Genomic DNA, 20,991 nt, shown 5'->3' on the forward strand with positions numbered 1-20,991 from the left:
CCTCTCCGACGCAGCCCTCACCGGAGCACCCCAGATCGACCCCGTCACCGGCAAGCTCGGCCTCAACCTCGCAAGGGTCGACAACCACCGCCAGCTCCTCACCGCCGACGCCATCCGCGACTGGTGCGGCACCCCCGGCACACAGGTCATCGTCAAGCCCGTCATCGACCTCAAGGAGACCGTCGCGGTGTCCTCCTACGAGGTCCCCGACCGCATCGCCACCCGGGTCAAGCTGGCCAGGACGACCTGCACCTTCCCCCACTGCAACAGGCCGGCCGAGACCGCCGACCTCGACCACACCGTCGAGTACTCCGACACCGGCCCACCCGACCAGACATCGACAGACAACCTGGCACCCCAGTGCCGGCACGACCACAGAGCGAAGACCCACCCCTCACCAGCAGGCACACCATGGCGGGTCCGCGGACTCAGTCCAGGCCACTGGCTCTGGACCAGCCCCCACGGCCACCGCTACCTCGTCCACCCCGACGGCACCACCAGCCTCTGACCACCTAGCTCGCAGCCCGACCACCACCCCGTGGCCGGGCTACCAGCACGCCCACCCGCACCCACGGCGTCACGGCGTCACGGCGTCCCAGGGTGGAGGTCGCCTCCGGCACCAGGTGCCGGACACGGCCTCCAGCACGTCGAGCTGCACCGGGTCGACGCCCCGGAGCGCCTCGTCCGCGCTGCCGAGCCGGCCGCACTGCGGCCCGGCGGCCCGTCCCGCTGCCCTGGCAAGTCCGTCGGCGAGACGGGGAAGCGATGAGTCCTGGGCGCTCTCCCGGTCTGAGTGCTCGAACCACGGACGCCCACCCGGCGCGGCGTCGCTCCACGACCGCTGCCGCCGCGACGACCACGCACACCCCCGCCGAACACCAAGCCCCGCTCCAGCACGAACCTTCGGAGGACCCATGTCGTTCCAGGCCTACCTCGACGCGATCGAGACCAAGACCGGCAAGACGCCGCGAGAGCTGCTGGTGGAGGCGCAGGAGCAGGGCTTCGGGCCCGGCACCAAGGCCACACCGATCCTCGCCTGGCTCGCCGACACCTACGACCTGGGTCGGGGGCACGGGATGGCCATGGTCCACGTCATCACGAAGGGCCCCACCATCTCCGACAAGCACGTCGGGACCTCGGGGTCCCACGCGGACGCCGGCACAGAGCTCTGGCTCGACGGGCAGGCCGGCCGGCCCTCCTGAGGCCCCGTTCGTCAGCCGCTGGTGACCGTGCCGGTGACGGTGGCCCGGCGGTTGGCCCGGCGCAGCACGGCGAGGACCGCGGGGCCCAGGACGACGATGGCGACCGCGTTGGTGATCGCGCGCATGGTGTCCCAGCCGCCGGTGGAGGTGAGCAGCGTGTAGATCCCGAACCGCTGGAGGTTCTCCAGGATCGGCGCGCCCGGCACGTAGGACAGGTCGCTCTCGTAGCCCGGGACGGCGACGCCGAGGAGGAACGGCCAGCCGGAGAGGTTCATCAGCGCACCGAAGAGGTACGCCGCCACGACGGCGTACGCCACCAGCAGCGCGATCTCCGCCCGACCCCTGACCCGGCGCGGCAGCAGGCCGGCCCCCATGCCGACCCAGGCCGCGGTCAGCATCTGGTAGGGCAGCCAGGGGCCGACACCGGCGGTCACGAGCGCCGAGGCGAACAGCGACGTGCACCCGAGCGCGAAGCCGAAGCCGGGCCCCATCACCCGTCCGCCGATGATCAGCAGGAAGAAGACCAGCTCCACCCCGGAGATCCCTGGTGAGATCGCGCGCGTGACCGCGTTGACCGCGCTCAACACCCCCAGCAGCGCCAGCACCCGTGCGTCGAGCCCGCCCTCGGTGACCTCCGCGAGCACGACCGCCACCACCACCGGCAGCAGCGCCAGGAAGAGGAACGGCGGGTCCACGCGTGCGCCGTCCGGCACCTGCAGGAGCAGCGGCCAGACCAGCATCATCAGCCCCGCGAGGCTGGCGAGGGAGAGCACGGCGACCGAGCGCCGCGAGAGGGGTACGGCGTCGACCAGCCGCTCGTGCGGCACCGCGGGCCGGGCCGGGGCGGGCGCGCTCACGCCGTCTCCAGCGCGGCGACCACCTCGTCGACCCGCAGCCACGGCGGGCCGAGGACCTTGGTGACCTGCGGTGCGAACGCCGGCGACTCCGCGACCACCCGGCGGGCCGGGCCGCGCGAGACGACCTCGCCGTCGGCCATCACGACCGCGTCGTCGGCGGCCTGCGCGATGAACTCCACGTCGTGGCTGGCCACCAGCACCGCGTGCCCGTCGGCGGCCAGCGCCCGCACCGACGCCGCGAGCGCCCGCTTGGCGGCGTAGTCCAGCCCGCGCGTCGGCTCGTCGAGCAGCATCACGCCCGGCCGCGCGGCGAGCACGAGGGAGAGCGCGAGCGCGAGGCGCTGGCCCTCGGAGAGGTCGCGCGGGTGCGCGTCGTCGGGTACGCCGGGGACGAGCTGGTCCAGGATCCGCCGGCACCCGCCGCGGTCCGCGGGACGCTCGCCGTCGCCGGCGGCCAGCTCCTCGGCGACGGTCTCGAGGTAGAGCAGGTCCGCGGCGTTCTGCGGGAGCAGCCCGACCAGGGCGCGGCGCTCGGCCGCGGGGCGGGTCGCGGGGTCGGAGACGACTCCCCCGCGGCGTACGTCCACCGTGCCGGCGAACCGGGCCCCCGTGCCCTGGAGCGCCCAGAGCAGCGAGGACTTGCCCGCGCCGTTGCGACCCATGAGGGCCGTGACCCGACCGGCCGGCAGCGACAGGTCGACCGATCGCACGGCCACCTCGCGGCCGTGGACCACCGTCACACCGGTGGCGACGAGACCGTCGTGGTCGACGCGGTCGGCGCCACCGACGGCGCGCTCGGCCTGGTCCGTCTCGAGCCACGAGACCCCGGCGAGCCGCTCCTGCAGCCCTCGCGCCCGGCGGCGGGCGTCGCGGACGCTCAGCGGTAGCGGGCTCCAGCCGGCGGCGCGACCGAGCTCGACGATCGGCGGGACGACGGGGGACTCCGCGAGCAGGTCGGCCGGCTCCCCCACCCGCACCCGGCCGTCGCCGGTCATCAGGCACATCGTGTCGGCGAACGGGACGACCCGCTCCAGCCGGTGCTCGGCCAGCAGCACCGAGACGCCGAGGTCGTGGACCAGCCGGGTCAGGGTGGCCAGCACCTCCTCGGCCGCGGTGGGGTCGAGGGCCGAGGTCGGCTCGTCGAGCACGAGCAGCCGCGGGTGCATGGTGAGCACGGCACCGATGGCGACCCGCTGCTGCTGGCCTCCGGAGAGCGTCCGCAGGTCGCGGGAGCGCAGGTCGGCGATGCCGAGCAGGTCGAGGGTCTCCTCGACCCGGCGGCGCATCGTCGGCGCGGGCAGGCCGAGCTGCTCCATGCCGTAGGCGAGCTCCTCCTCGACGGTGTCGGTGACGAAGCCGAGGGCAGGGTCCTGCCCGACGTAGCCCACCACGTGGGCGCGCTCGCGCGGCGGACGGTGCAGCACGCTCTCACCGTCGAGCAGCACGTCCCCGGTCAGCACGCCGCCGGAGAAGCGGGGCACGAGCCCGCTGACGACCCCGAGCAGCGTGGACTTGCCGACCCCGGTGGGCCCGGAGAGCAGGACCAGCTCCCCCTCCTCCACCGTGAGGTCGACGTCGGCGAGCACGGGCGGCTGGCCGGCCTGGTAGCCCAGGCGGATGCCACGCAGCTCCAGCACGGGGGCGGTCATGCGGCCGCTCCGATCTTCTCGGGGGCGGGCAGGGGGGCGAGCCGGTCTGCTTGGAGGACCGGTCGAGGTGCGCCCAGGCCACCGGCCAGGGCGATGCCCACGCCGAGCAGCACGACCGTGCTGACGACGGGGACGGCGTCGAGGGGCGGGTAGGCGACGAGCAGCTGGGAGCGGCCGGTCCACACGCCCACGGCGGCAGTGGCGACACCGGAGCCGGCGACCAGCCACTCATCGACCCGCCACGGGTCCGGCCGGTAGCGGGTGCGCTGCACGCGGCGTCCGGCGCTGACCAGGCCGAGGACGGCGATGCCCACGCCCAACAGGAGCACGGGCAGGGCGAGCCAGCGCGGCGCGGTGCGGTCGAGGACGGCGTACGTGCCCAGGCAGACGCCGCACAGGCCGGTGATCATCAGGGCACCGGTGCGGATCCGGGCGCGGCGGTCCAGGCCGGGGGCGCGACCGTAGCCGCGGGCGTCCATGCCGGCGGCCATCGCCATCGAGCGGTCGATGGCGTCCTCCAGGACCGGCACGAGGAACCGGCGCAGCCGCCCGACCCGACCGGTCGCCCCGGCACGCAGGCCCTGGGCGGCGCGCACGCGCCGGGCGGAGTCGGCGAGCTGGGGCAGGACGGTGACGGCGACCACCAGGGCCGCTCCGATCTCGTACAGGGCCGGCGGCACGGAGCGCAGCAGCCGCTTGGGGTTGGCCAGCGCGTTGGCCGCCCCGATGCAGACCACGATCGCCGCGAGCCGCATGCCGTCGTACAACCCGGCGAGCAGGGACTCGAGGGTGATCGGGCCGAGCAGGGTGATGCCCGCGGCGATGTCCGGCAGCGGCACCGCCGGCAGGTCGAGCAGGACGGTCGTGCCGTAGCCGCCGCCCAGGACCAGCCGGAAGGCCACCCGGAAGACGACGACGGCCAGACCGAGCCAGAGGTAGAGCCGGAAGGCGCGCGCCCACGGCTGGTCGGAGCGGCGGGCCAGCACGACGACGCAGGCGGCGCCGACGAGCAGCAGCAGGGAGAAGGGGTTGGTCGTCGCGGACGCCGCCGCGGCGAGGCCGAGCGCCCACACCCACCACGCGACCGGGTGCAGGTCGCGTGGCAGGCGTGGGGCTCGGGTGGTCATCGCAGCGACCGCCGCCGGGCGAGGACGGCGCCGCCGGCGCCGAGCGCCAGGACCAGCAGGGCGACCGGGGCCACCCACACGGGGAGTCCGTCGGTCTCCGCGGAGGCCGGCGCGGCGTCGGGGTCGGAGACGACGCCATCGGCGACCGCCTCATCCGAGGCGTCCTCCGACGGCTGGTCCGAGGGCTCGGTGGCCGCGCCACCGGTACGACGGTCGCGACCCTTCCGGTCGCCGGCCTCGTCCGAGCGCCGGTCGCGCCCGCGGGGCTCACCCGAGGGCTCGCCCGCCCCGGGGGTGGGGGTCGGGCTGGTCGGGCTACCGGTCGCGGCCGGCGAGCCGGACCCGGCCCCGGTCGAGCCCGAGGACCCGCCCGAGCTGCCGCCCGAGCCGGACCCACCGCTGCCCGTGGTCGGCGTCGCGCTGGGCGCGCTGTTCTGCGGCGGGGTCGCGCTCGGGCGCGCCTCCCCCTCGACGTCGTCGAAGGAGAAGGCGACCGAGCCACCCTCGGGGATCTTCAGCGCGGTGACGCCCTGCGTGGAGAACGTCCAGCTGCCGGAGGTGCCGTCGGACCACCACAGGCTCCAGAACCGGTCCGCGGGCGAGGTGTTGACGCACGGGTCGTCCGCAGGTGCCCCGTCGACCCGGCACACGAAGCCCGGCTGGCGCTGGGCGTAGGTCAACGAGTGCCCGGCCGCCGCGAAGAGCGCGGAGGCGGTGTCGCCGCCACCGTCGGCGACGCACGAGGCGGCGACGGAGCCGCCCAGGCTGTTGGGGTCGACGACCACGCTCACCCCGCTCCCCGCGGCGCAGGTGGCCGCGGAGGCGGGCTGGGCACCCACCGGCACCGTGAGGACGGTCGCCCCGAGCGCGAGCGCCGCCACGCGTGCGAGCCGGGTCACCGCCGGCACGTCGCCTTGGAGAGGTTCTCCAGCACGGCCGTGGCCTGGGCCGTCGCCCGGCGCCACTGGTCGCGGTCGGTGATGCCGTCGGCCTTGCCGGCCCGGAAGGCCGCGCGGTCGAAAGCGATCGCGCCGATCTCCTGGTCCAGCGGGGTCTCGGAGTGCTTCGGGGCGACCTGCAGCCTCTTCACCCACCGCGCCGCCTTGCGGGCCTTGCCGCAGGAGCCGACCTCGGCCAGCGCCCAGCCGGCGAGGCCGGTGGAGTTGCTGTTGCTGGCCTCGCCCTCGACACCGGTCGGGAACGAACCGTTCTCCGCCTGCATGCTCTCCAGCCAGCCTGCGGCGCGGCTGATGGCGAGCGAGGCCTCTGACCCGACGCCCCGGACCTCGAGGAGCTGGGTCAGCACCAGGGCGGTGGTGTCCACGCTGGGCTGGCCACCGTCGGCGTCGCAGGACTGGTCCTCGGCGGCCGCGTCCGCGGTGAAGGACAGGCGGAAGTAGCCGTCGGCGCACTGCTGGGCCAGCAGGAACTCCACGGCGGCGCCGGCCTCCGAGGACCCGGCGCGCGACAGCGCGGTGGCCGCGAACGCCTGGCCGATGGTGTTGGCGAAGTCGCCGAAGTCGCTCTGGTCCGCGATCCGGCCGGCCGAGGGACCCGCGTCGGCGGTCACGCCCTCGAGCTGGGCGACCAGGTCGGTGCCGCCGACGTCGGTCGGGTCACCGCCGGTCAGGACGGTGTACGCCGCCAGCTTGGCCGTCGCGCCGGCGTACACCGCACCGGGGTCGAACTCGCCGCCCTGCGTGTAGGACTCGACCTCCCCCGCCGCCGCGGTCGCGATGTCACGGGCCACGGCGCCCTTGCGGCCGGCTCCGAGGAGCGCGAGGCCGGCGTCGATGCTCAGGCCGACGTCGGTGAAGGCGAACTCCTCGTTGACCATGAGGCCGTCGGGGCCGAGCTCGCCGGCGAGCCACTGGACGGCGCGCTTCTCCTCGGCGGCACCGGCGCGGGCGGCCGAGGCCGGGGCGATCGCGCTCACAGCCAGGGCCGAGGCGGTCAGCGCGACGAAGGTCGCGCGCAGGGTGGTGCGGGTCATGGGTTCCTCTCCGCTGCACCAGCGGGAGGGCACGACTCGGCAGACCGAGGTGGCCACCCGCTGCTTTCCACGACAGCGTGTGATCGGGACGCGTCGCAGCAGGTGCTCCGGCTCGCAGCCCCTCCACGCGGGAGGAGCGGCCTACGGTTGCGGGTCAGCGCCGGGCTTCGACCGGCTTTCCCCACTGCGGGCGTGTGTGGAGTTGGGTGCACCAGGCGGTGCCGCTGGAGCGTACCGCGATCCGGGCCCGGCACCAGCCCGGGACCAGGAGACCTGCGCCACCCGGGACCTGTGGTAGGGCAGGCCCCGGGTGCGGCGCACAAGTCAGCGCACCCGGGTCAGCGGGATCAGGTCAGCTTCTCCAGCACCAGCTCACGGACCCGGCCGGCGTCGGCCTGGCCGCGCATCTCCTTCATCACCGCACCGATGAGCGCACCGGCGGCCGCGACCTTGCCGTCGCGGATCTTGTCGGCGACGTCGGGGTTCTCCGCGATCGCCTTGTCCACCGCGGCCGAGAGCGCGCCCTCGTCGGAGACGACGGCCAGGCCGCGCTTCTCCACGATCTCCTCCGGCGTCCCCTCACCGGCGAGCAGGCCGTCGAAGACCTGCCGGGCCAGCTTGTCGTTGACGGTGCCTGCGTCGACCAGCGCCTGGACGGCGGCCACCTGCGCGGGCGTCACGCCCAGGTCGGTGATCTCCACGCCGGCGTCGTTGGCGCGGCGGGAGAGCTCGGAGAGCCACCACTTGCGCGCCGCCTGCGGCGAGGCGCCGGCGGCGACGGTCTGCTCGATCTCGCCCATGACCCCGGCAGCGACGACGTCGCGCATCTCCAGGTCGGTGTAGCCCCAGGACTCCTGCAGCCGCGCGCGGCGCAGGACGGGGTTCTCGGGCAGGGTGCCGCGCAGCTCCTCGACCCACTCACGCGAGGGGGCTACGGGCACCAGGTCGGGCTCGGGGAAGTAGCGGTAGTCGTCGGCGTCGGACTTGGGCCGCCCGGCGGTGGTGATGCCGGTGTCCTCATGCCAGTGCCGGGTCTCCTGGAAGATCGCCCGACCGGAGTCGAGGATCGCGGCGTGCCGCTGCATCTCGAAGCGCACCGCCCGCTCCACGGAGCGGAAGGAGTTGACGTTCTTGGTCTCGGTGCGGGTGCCGAGCGTGCCCGACCCCTTCGGCGACAGCGAGAGGTTGACGTCGGCGCGCAGGTTGCCCTGGTCCATCCGGGCCTCGGAGACGCCGAGCGCAACGATCAGGTCGCGCAGCTGGCTGACGTAGGCGCGGGCGACGGCCGGGGCCTTCTCCCCCGCACCGAGGATCGGGCGCGTGACGATCTCGATGAGGGGGATGCCGGCGCGGTTGTAGTCGACCAGGGAGTAGTCGGCGCCGTGGATGCGGCCGGTGCTGCCGCCCACGTGCGTCGACTTGCCGGTGTCCTCCTCCATGTGCGCGCGCTCGATCTCGACGCGGAAGGTCTCGCCGTCGCCCCCCTCGTCAGGCAGAGTCACGTCCATGTAGCCGTTGAAGGCAATAGGCTCGTCGTACTGGCTGGTCTGGAAGTTCTTCGGCATGTCCGGGTAGAAGTAGTTCTTCCGGGCGAACCGGCACCACTCCGCGATGTCGCAGTTCAGCGCCAGGCCGATGCGGATCGCCGACTCCACGGCCTTGCCGTTGACCACCGGCATCGCACCGGGCAGGCCCAGGCAGGTCGGGCAGACCTGGGTGTTGGGCTCGCCGCCGAAGACCGCGGGGCAGCCGCAGAACATCTTCGTCGCGGTGTTGAGCTCGACGTGGACCTCCAGGCCCAGGGCCGGGTCGTACGCCGCCAGCACGTCCTCGAACGGGACGAGGGTCTCCGAGGTCACTTGCTGCCACCTTCCAGTGCGGGGGCCTTGTCGAGCAGCGGGCCGCCCCACCGCTCCTCCAGCGCCGCCTCGAGGGCGGCACCGACGCGGTAGAGCCGGTCGTCGGCCATCGCGGGCGCGAGCACCTGGAAGCCGGCGGGCAGGCCGTCCTCGTCGGCCAGGCCGCTGGGCAGCGAGATGCCCGGGACACCGGCGAGGTTGGCCGGGATGGTCGCCAGGTCGTTGAGGTACATCGCCAGCGGGTCGTCGAGCTTCTCGCCGAGCTTGAACGCCGTGGTCGGCGCGGTCGGGCTGACGAGCACGTCGACCTGGCCGAAGGCGGCCTCGAAGTCGCGCGAGATGAGCGTGCGGACCCGCTGGGCGGTGCCGTAGTAGGCGTCGTAGTAGCCGCTGGACAGCGCGTAGGTACCCAGGATGATGCGGCGCTTGACCTCGTCGCCGAAGCCGGCGTCGCGGGTGGCGCGCATGACCTCCTCGGCCGAGGGCGAGTCGACGCCCTCCGGCAGCACCCGCAGGCCGTAGCGCATGGCGTCGAACTTCGCGAGGTTGGAGGACGCCTCGCACGGCATGACGAGGTAGTAGGTCGCCAGCGCGTGCACGAAGCTCGGGCAGGACACCTCGACGACCTCGGCGCCGGCCTTGGTCAGCAGCTCCAGCGACTCCTGGAACCGGGCCAGGACGCCGGCCTGGTAGCCCTCGCCCTGCAGCTCGCGGATGACGCCGACCCGCAGGCCGGTCAGGTCGCCGGCGGCACCCTGGCGGGCGGCGGCGACGAGGCCGGGCAGCGGCTGGTCGATGGAGGTGGAGTCGCGCGGGTCGTGCCCGCCGATCAGCTCGTGCAGCAGCGCGGCGTCCAGGACGGTCCGGGTGACCGGCCCGACCTGGTCGAGGCTGTTGGCCATGGCGACCAGCCCGTAGCGCGACACCCCGCCGTACGTCGGCTTGACCCCGACCGTGCCGGTGACCGCGCCCGGCTGGCGGATCGAGCCGCCGGTGTCGGTGCCGAGGGCCAGCGGCGCCTCGAAGGCGGCGACCGCGGCGGCCGAGCCGCCGCCGGAGCCGCCGGGGATCCGCTCGAGGTCCCACGGGTTGCGGGTGGGGCCGTAGGCGGAGTGCTCGGTGGAGGAGCCCATCGCGAACTCGTCCATGTTGGTCTTGCCCAGGATCGGCAGGCCCGCGGCCTTGAGCCGCGCGACGACGGTGGCGTCGTACGGCGGGATCCAGCCCTCGAGGATCTTCGACCCGCACGTGGTGGGCAGCCCGGTGGTGGTCAGGACGTCCTTGACCGCGATCGGCACGCCGTCGAGCGCGTGCAGCGGCGCCCCGGCCGCACGGCGCTCGTCGGAGGCGACGGCCGCGGCCAGCGCCCCTTCGGTGTCGACGTGGAGGAAGGCGTGCACCCCGGACTCGGCCGAGCCGTCGACCGCGGCGATCCGGTCGAGGTGGGCCTGGGTCAGGGCGACCGAGGTGGTCTCGCCCGTGGCGAGCGCCTCGGCGAGGTCGGCGGCGGTGCGCCGCGTCGTGTCGCTCACTGCTCGTCCCCCAGGATGCGCGGCACGGCGAAGCGCTGCTCCTCGGCCTGCGGGGCCATGGCGAGCGCCTGCTCGGCGGTCAGGCTGGGCTGCACGACGTCCTCCCGGAACACGTTGGTCAGCGGCATGGGGTGGGAGGTCGGAGGCACGTCGGGACCGGCCACCTCGCTGATGGAGGCGACCGACTCGAGGATCACCGACAGCTGGGGAGCCAGGTGGTCCAGCTCGGCGTCGGACAGGTCGATCCGGGCCAGGGTCGCCAGGTGGGCGACCTCGTCTCGGGAGATCTCGGGCATGGGGGCCATCCTAGGAGCGGCCACCCGCGGGGGTGACTGCCGGGCCTCCGCGGCTCCGTACGCTCGAAGTTGAACCGTCAACATTCGTGGTACGAACTCGGGAGGACCCCCCCCCGCATGACCAAGGTCGCGATCGTCTACTACTCCAGCTACGGCAGCACCCACGCCATGGCCCAGCGCCTCGCGGAGACCGCCGAGAAGCGGGGCGCCGAGGTGCGCCTGCGGCACGTGAAGGAGACCGCCCCGGCCGAGGCGTACGGCGCCCAGGAGGCCTGGAAGGCCCACGTCGACGCGATGGCCGACGAGCCCGTCGCGGCGCCCGAGGACCTCGAGTGGGCCGACGTCGTGGTGATGGGCTCGCCCACCCGCTACGGCCACGTGACCAGCCAGATGCAGGGCTTCATCGACACCCTCGGCCCGCTGTGGTCCGAGGGCAAGCTGGCTGACAAGGTCTACACCGCCTTCACCTCCTCCCAGACCAAGCACGGTGGGCAGGAGACGACGCTGCAGGCCTTCCACACCACCTTCGCGCACCTCGGCGGCATCATCGTGCCGCCCGGCTACACCGACCCGGTGAAGTTCACCGACGGCAACCCGTACGGCGTCGGCAAGGTCACCGGCGCCGGCGGCGACCTGGACGACGACGACCACGCGGTGCTCGACCACCTGGTCACCCGCGCGATCCGCATCGCCGAGCGGCTGAACGGCTCCGCCGCGGCCTGACCCGCTCGACCTGCGCAGGGGCCGGTCCCGTCACGGGGCCGGCCCCTGCGTCACGCCTCGGCGGGTGGCGCTGGCGGGCCCTGCTCCAGCAGCTGCTTGAACCCGTCCTCGTCGAGGATCGGCACCCCGAGCTGCTCGGCCTTCTCGGCCTTGGAGCCGGCGTTGTCGCCGACGACGACGAAGTCGGTCTTCTTCGAGACCGAGCCGGCCGCCTTGCCGCCGCGGCTCAGGATCGCCTCCTTGGCGGAGTCGCGGGAGAAGTCGACCAGGGAGCCGGTGACCACGACGGTGAGCCCCTCCAGCGTGCGCGGCACCGACTCGTCGCGCTCGTCGGCCATCGAGACACCCGCCGCGGCCCACTTCTCGACGATCTCGCGGTGCCAGTCGACCTCGAACCACCGGATGACCGCGTCGGCGATCGTCGGGCCCACCCCCTCGGCGGCGGCCAGCTGCTCCTCGGTGGCGGCGCGGATCGCCTCCATCGAGCCGAACTCCGTGGCCAGCGCCCGGGCCGCGGTCGGACCGACGTGCCGGATGGAGAGCGAGACCAGCACCCGCCACAGCGGGACCTGCTTGCGGGTGGCGAGGTTGTCGAGCAGGCGACGGCCGTTGGCGTTGAGCTCTCGGGCCCCCGGTTCCTGAGGAGGCGCGCCAGCGCCGTCTCGAAGGGCCCCCTTCTTGGGCGCACGGGTGAACAGCTCGGTGCGCAGGAGTGCGGCCTCGTCGAGGTCGAAGACGTCGCCCTCGTTGGCGACCACCCCGGCCTCGATCAGCGCCACGGCCGCTTCGTACCCCAGGCCCTCGATGTCGAAGGCGGAGCGGCTGGCCACGAAGAACAGTCGCTCGCGCACCTGGCCGGGGCACTGCTCGGAGTTGGGGCAGCGCAGGTCCTTGTCGCCCTCCTTCTGCTCCGCGAGCGCGGTGCCGCACTCGGGGCAGTGGGTCGGCATCTCCCACTCCGGCAGCCCCTCGGGCCGCAGCGCCAGCACCGGGCCGAGGATCTCGGGGATGACGTCGCCGGCCTTGCGCAGGATGACGGTGTCGCCGGGGCGCACGTCCTTGCGCCTGACCTCGTGGGCGTTGTGCAGGGTGGCGTTCTCCACGGTCGAGCCGGCCACCCGGGTCGGCTCCATGACGCCGTACGGCGTCACGCGGCCGGTGCGACCGACGTTGACCCGGATGTCGAGGAGCCGGGTGTTGACCTCCTCGGGCGGGTACTTGAAGGCGATCGCCCAGCGCGGGGCACGGCTGGTCGAGCCCAGGCGACGCTGCGAGGCGACCTCGTCGACCTTCACCACCACCCCGTCGATCTCGTGCTCGACGTCGTGGCGGTGCTCGCCGAAGTGGGTGATGACCTCCTCGACCTCGGCCAGGGTCGCCACCACGCGGGCGCGCGCGGAGGTCGGCAGGCCCCAGGCGGCGAGGGCGGCGTAGGCCTGCGACTGCGACTCGGGCTCGAAGCCCTCACGGGCACCGATGCCGTGGCAGACCATCCCGAGCGCGCGCGAGGCGGTGACGCGAGGGTCCTTCTGCCGCAGCGAGCCGGCCGCGGCGTTGCGGGGGTTGGCGAACACCGGCTTGCCGGCCTCGGTCATCTGCTCGTTGAGCCGCTCGAAGGCCTCGGTCGGCAGGAACACCTCGCCCCGCACCTCGACCAGCGCCGGGACCGGGAACTCCTCGGTGGCGGTGAGCCGGTGCGGCACCACCTCGATGGTCTTGACGTTGGGGGTGACGTCCTCGCCCGTGCTGCCGTCGCCGCGGGTCAGCGCGCGAACGAGGCGGCCGTCCTCGTAGAGCAGGTTGATCGCCAGGCCGTCGACCTTGAGCTCGCACAGCAGCGCCGGCGACTCCACGCCGTCGCGCGCCAGCCGGGCGTGCCAGGCCTCGAGCTCCTCGAGGGAGAAGGCGTTGTCGAGGCTCTCCATGCGCTGGAGGTGGTCGACGGGGGTGAACTCGGTGGACACCGCACCCCCGACCTTCTGCGTCGGGGAGTCGGGCGTGCGCAGCTCGGGGTGCGCCTCCTCGAGCTCCTCGAGCCGGCGCATCCGGGCGTCGAAGTCGGCGTCGTCGATCGTCGGGGAGTCCAGCACGTAGTAGCGCCAGCGCGCGTCCTCGACCTCCTCGGCCAGACGGCGGTGCTCCTCGCGCGCGTCATCGGTCGCGGGGGTCCCTGTGGCCATGCGCGCATCCTGCCAGGGGACGCCGACACCCCCGGCCCACCCGTCCGGCCACCCATCCGATGCGCTGCCCGGCGACGAAGACGACAGCGTGAGCACCCCGTCCCTGACCCGCCTGGACCTCGCCGCGACCCCGCGGGTCGTGTGCCTGGTCCTGCACGGAGGCACCCAGCACTCCCACGAGCCGGTCGGCGGGCGCAGCGCCTCGTGGAAGCGGATGGCGGCGATGCAGCGCCGGATCACCCCGCGGCTGCACGAGGCGGGGATCGCCACGTGGCTCCTGCGCTACCGCGCCCGCGGCTGGAACGGCACCGGCGCCGGCCCGCAGGAGGACGCGCGCTGGGCGCTGGACCAGGTGCGGGTGGCGTACGGCGACGTGCCGGTCGTGCTGCTCGGGCACTCGATGGGCGGGCGCACCTCGGCGTACGTCGCCGACGACCCCGCGGTGCTGGGCGTGATGGCCCTGGCCCCGTGGTGGCAGCCGGACGACCCGGTGGGGGCGCTGCGTGACCGGCACGTCGTCGCCGCGCACGGCCGCTCGGACAAGATCACCTCGGCCAAGATGACCCGCGCCTTCCTCGCGCGCGCCACCCCGCTCGCGGCCAGCACGGAGTACGTCGACATGGGCCGGGTCGGGCACTACATGCTGCGCCGGATCGACCGGTGGAACGACGTCGCCGCCGAGGGCGTGCTGAAGCTGGCCACGCACGTCTGAGGCCCCATCCGGGAAGCCCACGACCCGCCTGTCGGCGGGCCCCGCTAGACATTTCACCCGGGGCGGGAATGGCCGCGCGGCGTACGACTGTTGGGCTCCGATGGAACGGAACCGTTTCGTTTCATCGACAGAGGGAGGGTGCGTGTCCGAGACCGTCGCGCGCCCCCGCGTCGAGGGCGACCGGGAGGCCGAGATCCTCGAGGCGACCCTCGACGTGCTGGTCGAGGTCGGCTACGACCGGCTGACCCTCGACGCCGTCGCCTCCCGGGCCAAGGCCTCGAAGGCCACGCTCTACCGCCGCTGGAACGGCAAGGCCGCCCTCGTGGTCGACGCCCTGGTCCACGACAAGGGGCCGGCCCCGGAGCCGCCGGACACCGGCAGCCTGCGCGAGGACCTGCGCGAGGCCTACTGCGGGCTCGGCGGCATGGCCACCCCGCGCCAGGCCGCGCTCTTCGGCAGCATCCTCACCGCCACCACGACCGACCCGGAGTTCGCCGAGGTGTTCCGGCGCGAGGTGGTCGGACCCCGGCTGGCCGTGAGCCGGCTGATCTGGGAGCGCGCCGTCACCCGCGGCGAGGTCTCCCCCGACGCCGACCTCGAGGTCCTCGAGCCGGCCCTCGCGGGCATCCTCATGCACCGCGTCCACCTCCTCGGCGAGCTCCCCACCCCGGAGCTCGTCACGCGCGTCATCGACGCGGTCCTGCTGCCCGCCGCGACCCGCCCGGGCAGTCCACGTCAGCACCAGAAGGATCCTCATGACTGACACCACCGACGCCCCGGCGCAGCCCGCACGCGCCGGGCACAGCCGCCTCGGTTGGGCCCTCGTGGTCATCTCCGTGGCGCAGCTGATGGTCGTGCTGGACGGCACGATCACCAACATCGCGCTGCCCTATATCGGTGCCGACCTGGCCATCGAGCCCGCCAACCTGTCGTGGCTGGTCACGGGCTACGCCCTCGCCTTCGGCGGCCTGCTGCTGCTGGGTGGGCGTCTCGGTGACCTCTACGGCCGCCGCCGCGTCTTCATGGTCGGCCTGCTCGTCTTCGCCCTGGCCTCGCTGCTCGGCGGCGTGGCCCAGAACGAGGCGATGCTGCTGGCCTCGCGCGGGCTCCAGGGCCTCGGCGCCGCGCTCGCCTCCCCCGCGGCCCTCGCCCTGATCACCACGACCTTCCCGGCCGGCCCGCAGCGCAACCGCGCCTTCGCGGTCTACGCCGCCATGTCGGGCGCCGGGGCCGCGGTCGGCCTCATCCTGGGCGGCTGGCTGACCGGCCACGCCGACCTGTTCGGCCTGGGCATCGACGGCTGGCGCTACACGTTCCTCATCAACGTCCCGATCGGCGTGGCCGCGGCCGTGGCCGCCCCGTTCTTCCTGCCCGAGTCGGAGAAGCACTCCGGCTGGCTCGACGTCCCCGGCGCCATCACCGGCACCCTCGGCCTGCTCGGCGTGGTCTACGGCCTCACGCGCGCCGGCGAGGAGGCGCACGGCTGGGGCGACACCTGGACCATCGCCAGCCTCGTCGCCGGCGTCGCGCTGCTCGTCGTCTTCATGGTGATCGAATCGCGCGTGGAGCACCCGCTCCTGCCGATGCGGATCTTCCGCAACCGCACCCGGGCCTCGAGCTTCGTCGCGATGATGATCGCGCCGGCCGCGATGTTCGCGATGTTCTACTTCCTCTCGCTCACCATCCAGCAGGTCATCGGCTACTCCCCGCTCCAGGCGGGCTTCGCCTTCCTGCCGTTCTCGGTCGGCATCGTCATCGGCGCCGGGCTCTCCTCGAACCTCGTCGCCCGCGTCGACCCGCGTTTCCTGGCCGGCACCGGCACGCTGGTCGCCGCGTTCTCGCTGTTCATGTTCAGCCTCATCGACATCGACACCTCGGCGGGCAACGTCGTCTCCCAGCTGGCCCAGGACTCCACCGCCGGCGAGGGCTACAACTACTTCGCCCACATCCTGCCGTGGATCTTCACCATGTCGATCGGCATGGGCCTGACCTTCGTGCCGCTGACCCTCACCGCCGTGCACCACCTGCGCAACGAGGACTCCGGCATCGGCTCGGGCGTGCTCAACACCATGCAGCAGGTCGGTGGCGCGCTGGGCCTGGCGACCCTGTCGACGGTCGCCCTCAGCGTGGTCAACGACCGGGCCGCGACCATCACCCCGCAGCTGGCCGAGGCCGCCGGTGCCGCCGGCATCGACGTCGCCAGCGAGCAGGGGCAGGGCTTCCTGCAGGCCGCGGTCTTCCAGGCCACCTTCTCCGAGGGCGCCACCGACGCCTTCCGGATCGGGGCGTTCATGATGCTCACCGCCTCCCTGGTCATCTGGACGCAGCTGCGGGTCAAGCACACCGAGTTGGCCACCGACGGCCCCGAGGGTGCCGCGGTCCACGTCTGACCGTCCTCCACGCCGAGCCGGCGCATCCTTCCGGAAGGATGCGCCGGCTCGGCGTGCCGGTGATCAGGTGAGGCCGGCCGCGACCTGGCGGGACAGCGTGGTGGCGCGACGGGCCCAGGCCTCGGACGCACCGGCGAGCCCGCAGGTGGGTGCGACGACCAGCGAGCCGACGGTCGGGTCCAGCCCGAGCATGTCCAGCCACCGCTGCACCCGCTCCACGACCCGGGTGTCGGTGAGCCCGCCCGCCGGCTCCGTGCTGGGTACGACGCCGAGCGCGACGGTCGTGCCGGCCTCGAGCGCCTCGGCGACCGTGTCGTGGTCACCCGCCGAGAGCATGGAGAGGTCGAGGACCAGCCCGACCGCGCCCGCGCCGCGGACGAGGTCCCAGGGCACGCCCGGGGCGCAGGAGTGCACCCACGGCTCGGCCCCCTCCTCGGCGATCGCGGAGAGCACCACCCCGAGCAGCGCCGAGGCCTCGGGCGGGTGCACCGCCCGGTGTCTCCCGAACCCGGACGCCGTCGGCACCTGCGCCGCGAGCACCGCCCCGAGGGCCGGCTCGTCGACCTGCACGACCAGCGACGTGGCCCCGGGGACCCGTCGGCGCAGGTCGCGCACGTGCGCGCGCACCCCCTCCGCCAGCGACTCCGCCAGGTCGCGGCGCGCACCGTGGTCGGACAGCACCCGGTCCCCCCGCGGCTTCTCGACGGTGGCAGCGAGCGTCCACGGCCCGGCGACCTGGGTCTTGAACGGCCCCTCCCACCCTTGGGCCTGCTCCTCGACGGCATCGAGGTCCTGGGCCAGCAGGCTGCGCGTGCGCCGATGGTCCACCCCAGGAGCCCCGTCACCCACGAGCCGCCACCCGGCGGGCTGCAGGTCCACGGTCAGGCCCTCGAGCAGCGCCAGCGCGCGCCCGGTCATGGTCGCGGTCGCGCCGCGCCCCGGCAGCTCGGGCACGTGGGGCACGTCGAGCTCGCCGAGCACCACGTGCACCGCCTCGGCGTAGGCGGCCGCGTCCTCACCCGGCCAGGAGCCGACACCGGTCGAGCGGGTCATGCGGACGCTCCGGCCGGGGAGCGGTGCGTGGCGGAGATGGTGGCCGACCCGACGACCCGGCTGCCGTCGTACACGACGACGGCCTGGCCGGGGGCGATGCCTTCGGCGGGGTCGAGCAGCCGCACCGAGACCCGCTGGTCGGCGCCGTGCCCGCTCACCTCGACCTCGGCGCGGTGCTCGGCGCCGTGGGCGCGCAGCTGCACCGTCCCCTGGAGCGAGGTCGGCTCGGTGCCGCACCAGCGCGGGCGGATGCCCTCGAGGCCGTGGACGGCCAGCCGCTCGCGCGGGCCGACCCGCACGGTGCCGGCGACCGGCTCGATGTCGAGCACGAAGCGCGGCCTCCCGTCCTGCGCCGGGGTGCCGATCCGCAGGCCCTTGCGCTGGCCGATCGTGTAGCCGTACGTGCCCTCGTGGCGCCCCAGCTCCTCGCCGGTCTCGTCGTCGACGATGGCGCCGCCGTGGTTGGGGGCGCGGTCGCCCAGCTTCTCGCGCAGCCAGCCGGCGTTGTCGCCGTCGGCGACGAAGCAGATGTCGTGGCTGTCCGGCTTGTCGGCGACCAGCAGCCCGCGGGCGGCCGCCTCCTCGCGCACCCGGGTCTTGGGGGTGTCGCCGAGCGGGAAGAGCGAGTGCCGCAGCTGGTGCTGGTCCAGGACACCGAGCACGTAGGACTGGTCCTTGCCGGCGTCGACGGAGCGGTGCAGCTCCACCAGCCCGTCGGCACCCTCGCGCAGCACCGCGTAGTGCCCGGTGACCACCGCGTCGAAGCCCAGGGCCAGGGCTCGGTCCAGCACCGCGGCGAACTTGATCTTCTCGTTGCACCGCAGGCAGGGGTTGGGGGTGCGCCCGGCGGCGTACTCGTCCATGAAGTCCTCGACCACGTCGGCGTGGAACCGCTCGGAGAGGTCCCAGACGTAGAACGGGATGCCGATGACGTCGGCGGCGCGGCGCGCGTCGTTGCTGTCCTCGATGGTGCAGCAGCCGCGGGCCCCGGAGCGGTAGGAGGCGGGGTTGCGCGACAGCGCGAGGTGCACCCCCGTCACGTCGTGGCCGGCGTCGTGGGCGCGCGCGGCCGCCACGGCGGAGTCGACCCCGCCGGACATCGCCGCGAGCACCTTCACAGGACCCTCACAGCCGGGCCGCCCGGGCCCGCTCGACGGCCGGGCCGATCGCGTCGAGGACCGCGTCGACGTCGGCCTCGCTGGAGGGCCGGCCGAGGGTGAAGCGGAGCGAGCTGCGGGCCGCGTCGTCGTCGCGCCCCATCGCCAGCAGCACGTGCGAGGCCTGGGGCACGCCGGCGGAGCAGGCCGAGCCGGTGGAGCACTCGATGCCGCGGGCGTCGAGCAGCATCAGCAGCGAGTCGCCCTCGCAGCCGGGGAAGGAGACGTGGACGTTGCCGGGCAGGCGGCGGGTGTCCCACTCGGGGGCGTCGGGGCCGTTGAGCACCACGTCGGGCACGACCCGGCGCAGGCCCTCGACCAGCCGCGCGCGCAGGGCGGCGAGATGGGCGGCGTGCTGCTCGCGGCGCACGACGGCGAGCTCGAGCGCCACCGCGAACCCGACCACCGCCGGGGTGTCGAGGGTCCCCGAGCGCACGTCGCGCTCCTGGCCGCCCCCGTGCAGCAGGGGCGCCAGCTCGAGGTCGCGCCGGACCACCAGCGCACCCACGCCGTGGGGGCCGCCGACCTTGTGCGCCGAGACGCTCATCGCCTCGACGCCGGAGGCAGCGAAGTCGACCGGGAGGACGCCGACGGCCTGGACGGCGTCCGTGTGCACGGGGACCCCGTGCTCGCGCGCGGCCGCGACGACCTCGGGCAGCGGCTGCACGGTGCCGACCTCGTTGTTGGCCCACATGACCGAGATCAGGCCGACCTCGTCGGGCTCGGCGAGCGCCCGGGCCACGGCGTCGAGGTCGAGAGCCCCCTCGGCGTCGACCGGCAGGTGCTCTACGACGAAGTCCTGTGCCGTGGCCAGCCACTCCAGCGGGTCGAGCACGGCGTGGTGCTCGACCGCGGTGGTGAGCAGCCGGCGCCGGCGGGCGTCCTGGCCGCGACGAGCCCAGGCGAGCCCCTTGAGCGCGAGGTTGTCTGCCTCGGTGCCGCCGGAGGTGAACACGACCTCCCCGGGGCGGCAGCCCAGGGCCGCGGCGACCCGCTCGCGCGACTCCTCCACGGCGCGCCGGGCGGCGCGGCCCGAGGCGTGCAGCGAGGAAGGGTTGGCGGCCCGGCCGAGCTGCTCGACCATCGCCTCGACGGCCTCCGGCACCATCGGCGTCGTGGCGGCGTGGTCGAGGTAGACGGGCGGGGTCATGACGTCGCCCAGCGTACGGCGCCGGGTCCCCATCCCGGGTCCGGACCCTGTCCGGTCACGGGGCGGGCGGGTCGTCGGCGGCGCGGGCCACCTCGACGAGCAGGGCGAGGTGGTCGGTGCCCTCGACCCGCAGCGGCCTCGAGGACGTGCCCACCCACCCCGGCCCGGTGAGCACGTGGTCGATCTGCACCAGCGGCGGCAGCGGCAGGCTCTCGAAGAGGCCGTTGCTGGGCCAGGTCGGCTGCCACCCGCCGTTGGCCTCCTCCGTGGCGTCGCGCCAGCCGCCGTCGACCAGGGCCTGCACGGGAGCGTGGTCGAGGGTGGCGTTGAGGTCGCCGGCGACCAGGTCGACGTCGAGCTCCCGGGCCGCGGCCAGCACCACCGCGTGGTCGCGCCGCCAGGCTCCGACGTCGGTCGGGGCGGCGGGGTGCACCGCGAGCAGGCGCACGGGGTCACCGCCGTCGGGGTCGGCCACGTCGACCGCCCACGACTGCATGTCGGTGGCCACGCGCAACGGCTCCCCCAGCGGCGTGCGGGAGAGCACCATGGTGCCGTCGGTGCGGCCCTCGGGGACCGCCTCGCCGATCCGGTGGGGGTAGGCCTCGGCGAGCCCGGCGCGGTCCAGGGTCGCCAGCGCGTCCAGGGTCACCTCCTGGAGCACCAGGACGTCGACGTCCTCGGCCACGGCCGTGCGCAGGACGGTGAGCCCGTCGCCCTGCCCGGCCAGCAGGTTGCTGGTCAGCACCGACCAGGTGCGGCCCTCGGTGGCCGGCCGCTCCCCGGTCACGAGCGGGGCCAGCCACCACGCGTGCAGGCCGAGCCCCACCAGCACCGCGACGGTCGCCGCCACGAGCAGCCGACCGCCGCCCGCACCGCGCGCGGGTCGGCGCAGGAGGGCCACGGCCAGGAGCACCAACGCAGCGGCGTACGACGGCAGGGCGAGGGGGGCGAAGCTGACCAGTCGCACCGCGGGGGCGGAGTCCAGGCCGAGCAGGCGGACCAGCGTCAGCGCGGCGGCGGGGAGCACCAGGAGGGCCGACGCGCCCCAGAAGAGCATCCCCCGAACGCGCACGGCGCCAGGCTAGCCAGCCGCTGGGCGCGAGAGCGGCTC

19 protein-coding genes and 1 riboswitch are annotated in these 20,991 nt (G+C 74.3%); of the genes, 6 read left to right on the forward strand and 13 right to left on the reverse strand.

Annotation, left to right across the window (positions count from 1 at the left end; translation table 11 throughout):
- Positions 1–508, forward strand: a 508-nt coding sequence (locus Q1V71_RS15010; protein ID WP_300644780.1) for an HNH endonuclease signature motif containing protein, incomplete at its 5' end; no start/stop codon positions are given.
- 406 nt (positions 509–914) lie between these two features.
- Positions 915–1,202, forward strand: a complete 288-nt coding sequence (locus tag Q1V71_RS15015; RefSeq protein ID WP_300644782.1) for a DUF4287 domain-containing protein — start codon at positions 915–917, stop codon at positions 1,200–1,202.
- Positions 1,203–1,213: 11 nt separating this feature from the next.
- Here the strand turns inward: Q1V71_RS15015 and Q1V71_RS15020 are convergent, their stop codons facing one another.
- The 8 genes from Q1V71_RS15020 to gatC all read right to left on the reverse strand — a co-directional run bounded on the left by Q1V71_RS15020 (position 1,214) and on the right by gatC (position 10,515).
- Positions 1,214–2,059, reverse strand: coding sequence for an ECF transporter S component (locus tag Q1V71_RS15020; protein WP_300644784.1), 846 nt, complete (start codon positions 2,057–2,059; stop codon positions 1,214–1,216).
- Positions 2,056–3,708, reverse strand: a complete 1,653-nt coding sequence (locus Q1V71_RS15025) for an ABC transporter ATP-binding protein (protein WP_300644785.1) — start codon at positions 3,706–3,708, stop codon at positions 2,056–2,058. Before Q1V71_RS15025 ends, Q1V71_RS15020 begins: the two co-directional genes overlap by 4 nt.
- A complete protein-coding gene (locus tag Q1V71_RS15030) occupies positions 3,705–4,835 on the reverse strand; it encodes an energy-coupling factor transporter transmembrane component T (protein ID WP_300644786.1) in 1,131 nt (376 codons plus the stop codon). The genes Q1V71_RS15025 and Q1V71_RS15030 overlap by 4 nt, the downstream gene beginning before the upstream one ends.
- Positions 4,832–5,734, reverse strand: coding sequence for a hypothetical protein (locus Q1V71_RS15035; protein ID WP_300644787.1), 903 nt, complete (start codon positions 5,732–5,734; stop codon positions 4,832–4,834). Before Q1V71_RS15035 ends, Q1V71_RS15030 begins: the two co-directional genes overlap by 4 nt.
- Positions 5,731–6,828 (reverse strand): prenyltransferase/squalene oxidase repeat-containing protein, encoded by a 1,098-nt coding sequence (locus tag Q1V71_RS15040; RefSeq protein ID WP_300644788.1) that lies wholly within the window; start codon positions 6,826–6,828, stop codon positions 5,731–5,733. Before Q1V71_RS15040 ends, Q1V71_RS15035 begins: the two co-directional genes overlap by 4 nt.
- A 79-nt stretch (positions 6,829–6,907) precedes the next feature.
- Positions 6,908–7,032, reverse strand: a riboswitch (cobalamin riboswitch).
- A gap of 143 nt (positions 7,033–7,175) precedes the next feature.
- Complete coding sequence (gene gatB / locus Q1V71_RS15045; RefSeq protein WP_300644789.1) at positions 7,176–8,687, reverse strand: Asp-tRNA(Asn)/Glu-tRNA(Gln) amidotransferase subunit GatB; 1,512 nt, start codon at positions 8,685–8,687, stop codon at positions 7,176–7,178.
- Positions 8,684–10,219 (reverse strand): Asp-tRNA(Asn)/Glu-tRNA(Gln) amidotransferase subunit GatA, encoded by a 1,536-nt coding sequence (gene gatA, locus Q1V71_RS15050; protein WP_300644791.1) that lies wholly within the window; start codon positions 10,217–10,219, stop codon positions 8,684–8,686. The genes gatB and gatA overlap by 4 nt, the downstream gene beginning before the upstream one ends.
- On the reverse strand, positions 10,216–10,515 hold the full coding sequence (gene gatC / locus Q1V71_RS15055) for an Asp-tRNA(Asn)/Glu-tRNA(Gln) amidotransferase subunit GatC (protein WP_300644792.1): 300 nt from the start codon (positions 10,513–10,515) through the stop codon (positions 10,216–10,218). The genes gatA and gatC overlap by 4 nt, the downstream gene beginning before the upstream one ends.
- Before the next feature lie 117 nt (positions 10,516–10,632).
- On the opposite strand from gatC, the gene wrbA reads away from it, so the two are divergent.
- Positions 10,633–11,238 carry an NAD(P)H:quinone oxidoreductase gene (gene wrbA, locus Q1V71_RS15060; RefSeq protein ID WP_300644793.1) on the forward strand — a complete coding sequence of 202 codons (606 nt, stop codon included), beginning with the start codon at positions 10,633–10,635 and terminating at the stop codon, positions 11,236–11,238.
- A 50-nt stretch (positions 11,239–11,288) separates the two neighbouring features.
- Here wrbA and ligA read toward each other — a convergent pair whose 3' ends face one another.
- Positions 11,289–13,418 (reverse strand): NAD-dependent DNA ligase LigA, encoded by a 2,130-nt coding sequence (ligA, locus tag Q1V71_RS15065; protein ID WP_300644795.1) that lies wholly within the window; start codon positions 13,416–13,418, stop codon positions 11,289–11,291.
- Positions 13,419–13,506: 88 nt separating this feature from the next.
- On the opposite strand from ligA, the gene Q1V71_RS15070 reads away from it, so the two are divergent.
- From Q1V71_RS15070 to Q1V71_RS15080, 3 genes are all read left to right on the forward strand, one after another.
- Complete coding sequence (locus Q1V71_RS15070) at positions 13,507–14,130, forward strand: alpha/beta fold hydrolase (protein ID WP_300644796.1); 624 nt, start codon at positions 13,507–13,509, stop codon at positions 14,128–14,130.
- A gap of 142 nt (positions 14,131–14,272) precedes the next feature.
- On the forward strand, positions 14,273–14,893 hold the full coding sequence (locus Q1V71_RS15075) for a TetR/AcrR family transcriptional regulator (RefSeq protein ID WP_300644797.1): 621 nt from the start codon (positions 14,273–14,275) through the stop codon (positions 14,891–14,893).
- Positions 14,886–16,520 carry a DHA2 family efflux MFS transporter permease subunit gene (locus Q1V71_RS15080; RefSeq protein WP_300644798.1) on the forward strand — a complete coding sequence of 545 codons (1,635 nt, stop codon included), beginning with the start codon at positions 14,886–14,888 and terminating at the stop codon, positions 16,518–16,520. Before Q1V71_RS15075 ends, Q1V71_RS15080 begins: the two co-directional genes overlap by 8 nt.
- A gap of 63 nt (positions 16,521–16,583) precedes the next feature.
- On the opposite strand, the gene Q1V71_RS15085 is transcribed toward Q1V71_RS15080, so the two are convergent.
- The 4 genes from Q1V71_RS15085 to Q1V71_RS15100 are packed head-to-tail and all read right to left on the reverse strand — an operon-like array spanning position 16,584 to position 20,952.
- Positions 16,584–17,573, reverse strand: a complete 990-nt coding sequence (locus Q1V71_RS15085) for a methionine synthase (RefSeq protein ID WP_300644799.1) — start codon at positions 17,571–17,573, stop codon at positions 16,584–16,586.
- Positions 17,570–18,691: a tRNA 2-thiouridine(34) synthase MnmA gene (gene mnmA / locus Q1V71_RS15090; protein ID WP_300644800.1), complete on the reverse strand. Its 1,122-nt coding sequence runs from the start codon at positions 18,689–18,691 to the stop codon at positions 17,570–17,572. Before mnmA ends, Q1V71_RS15085 begins: the two co-directional genes overlap by 4 nt.
- A gap of 7 nt (positions 18,692–18,698) precedes the next feature.
- Entirely contained in the window at positions 18,699–19,880 is a 1,182-nt protein-coding gene (locus Q1V71_RS15095) for a cysteine desulfurase family protein (RefSeq protein ID WP_300644802.1), read from the reverse strand.
- A gap of 55 nt (positions 19,881–19,935) precedes the next feature.
- Complete coding sequence (locus Q1V71_RS15100) at positions 19,936–20,952, reverse strand: endonuclease/exonuclease/phosphatase family protein (RefSeq protein WP_300644804.1); 1,017 nt, start codon at positions 20,950–20,952, stop codon at positions 19,936–19,938.
- Between the last annotated feature and the right edge of the window lie 39 nt (positions 20,953–20,991).

It is taken from the genome of Nocardioides sp. (assembly GCF_030149505.1).
Taxonomy (GTDB): Bacteria; Actinomycetota; Actinomycetes; order Propionibacteriales; family Nocardioidaceae; genus Nocardioides.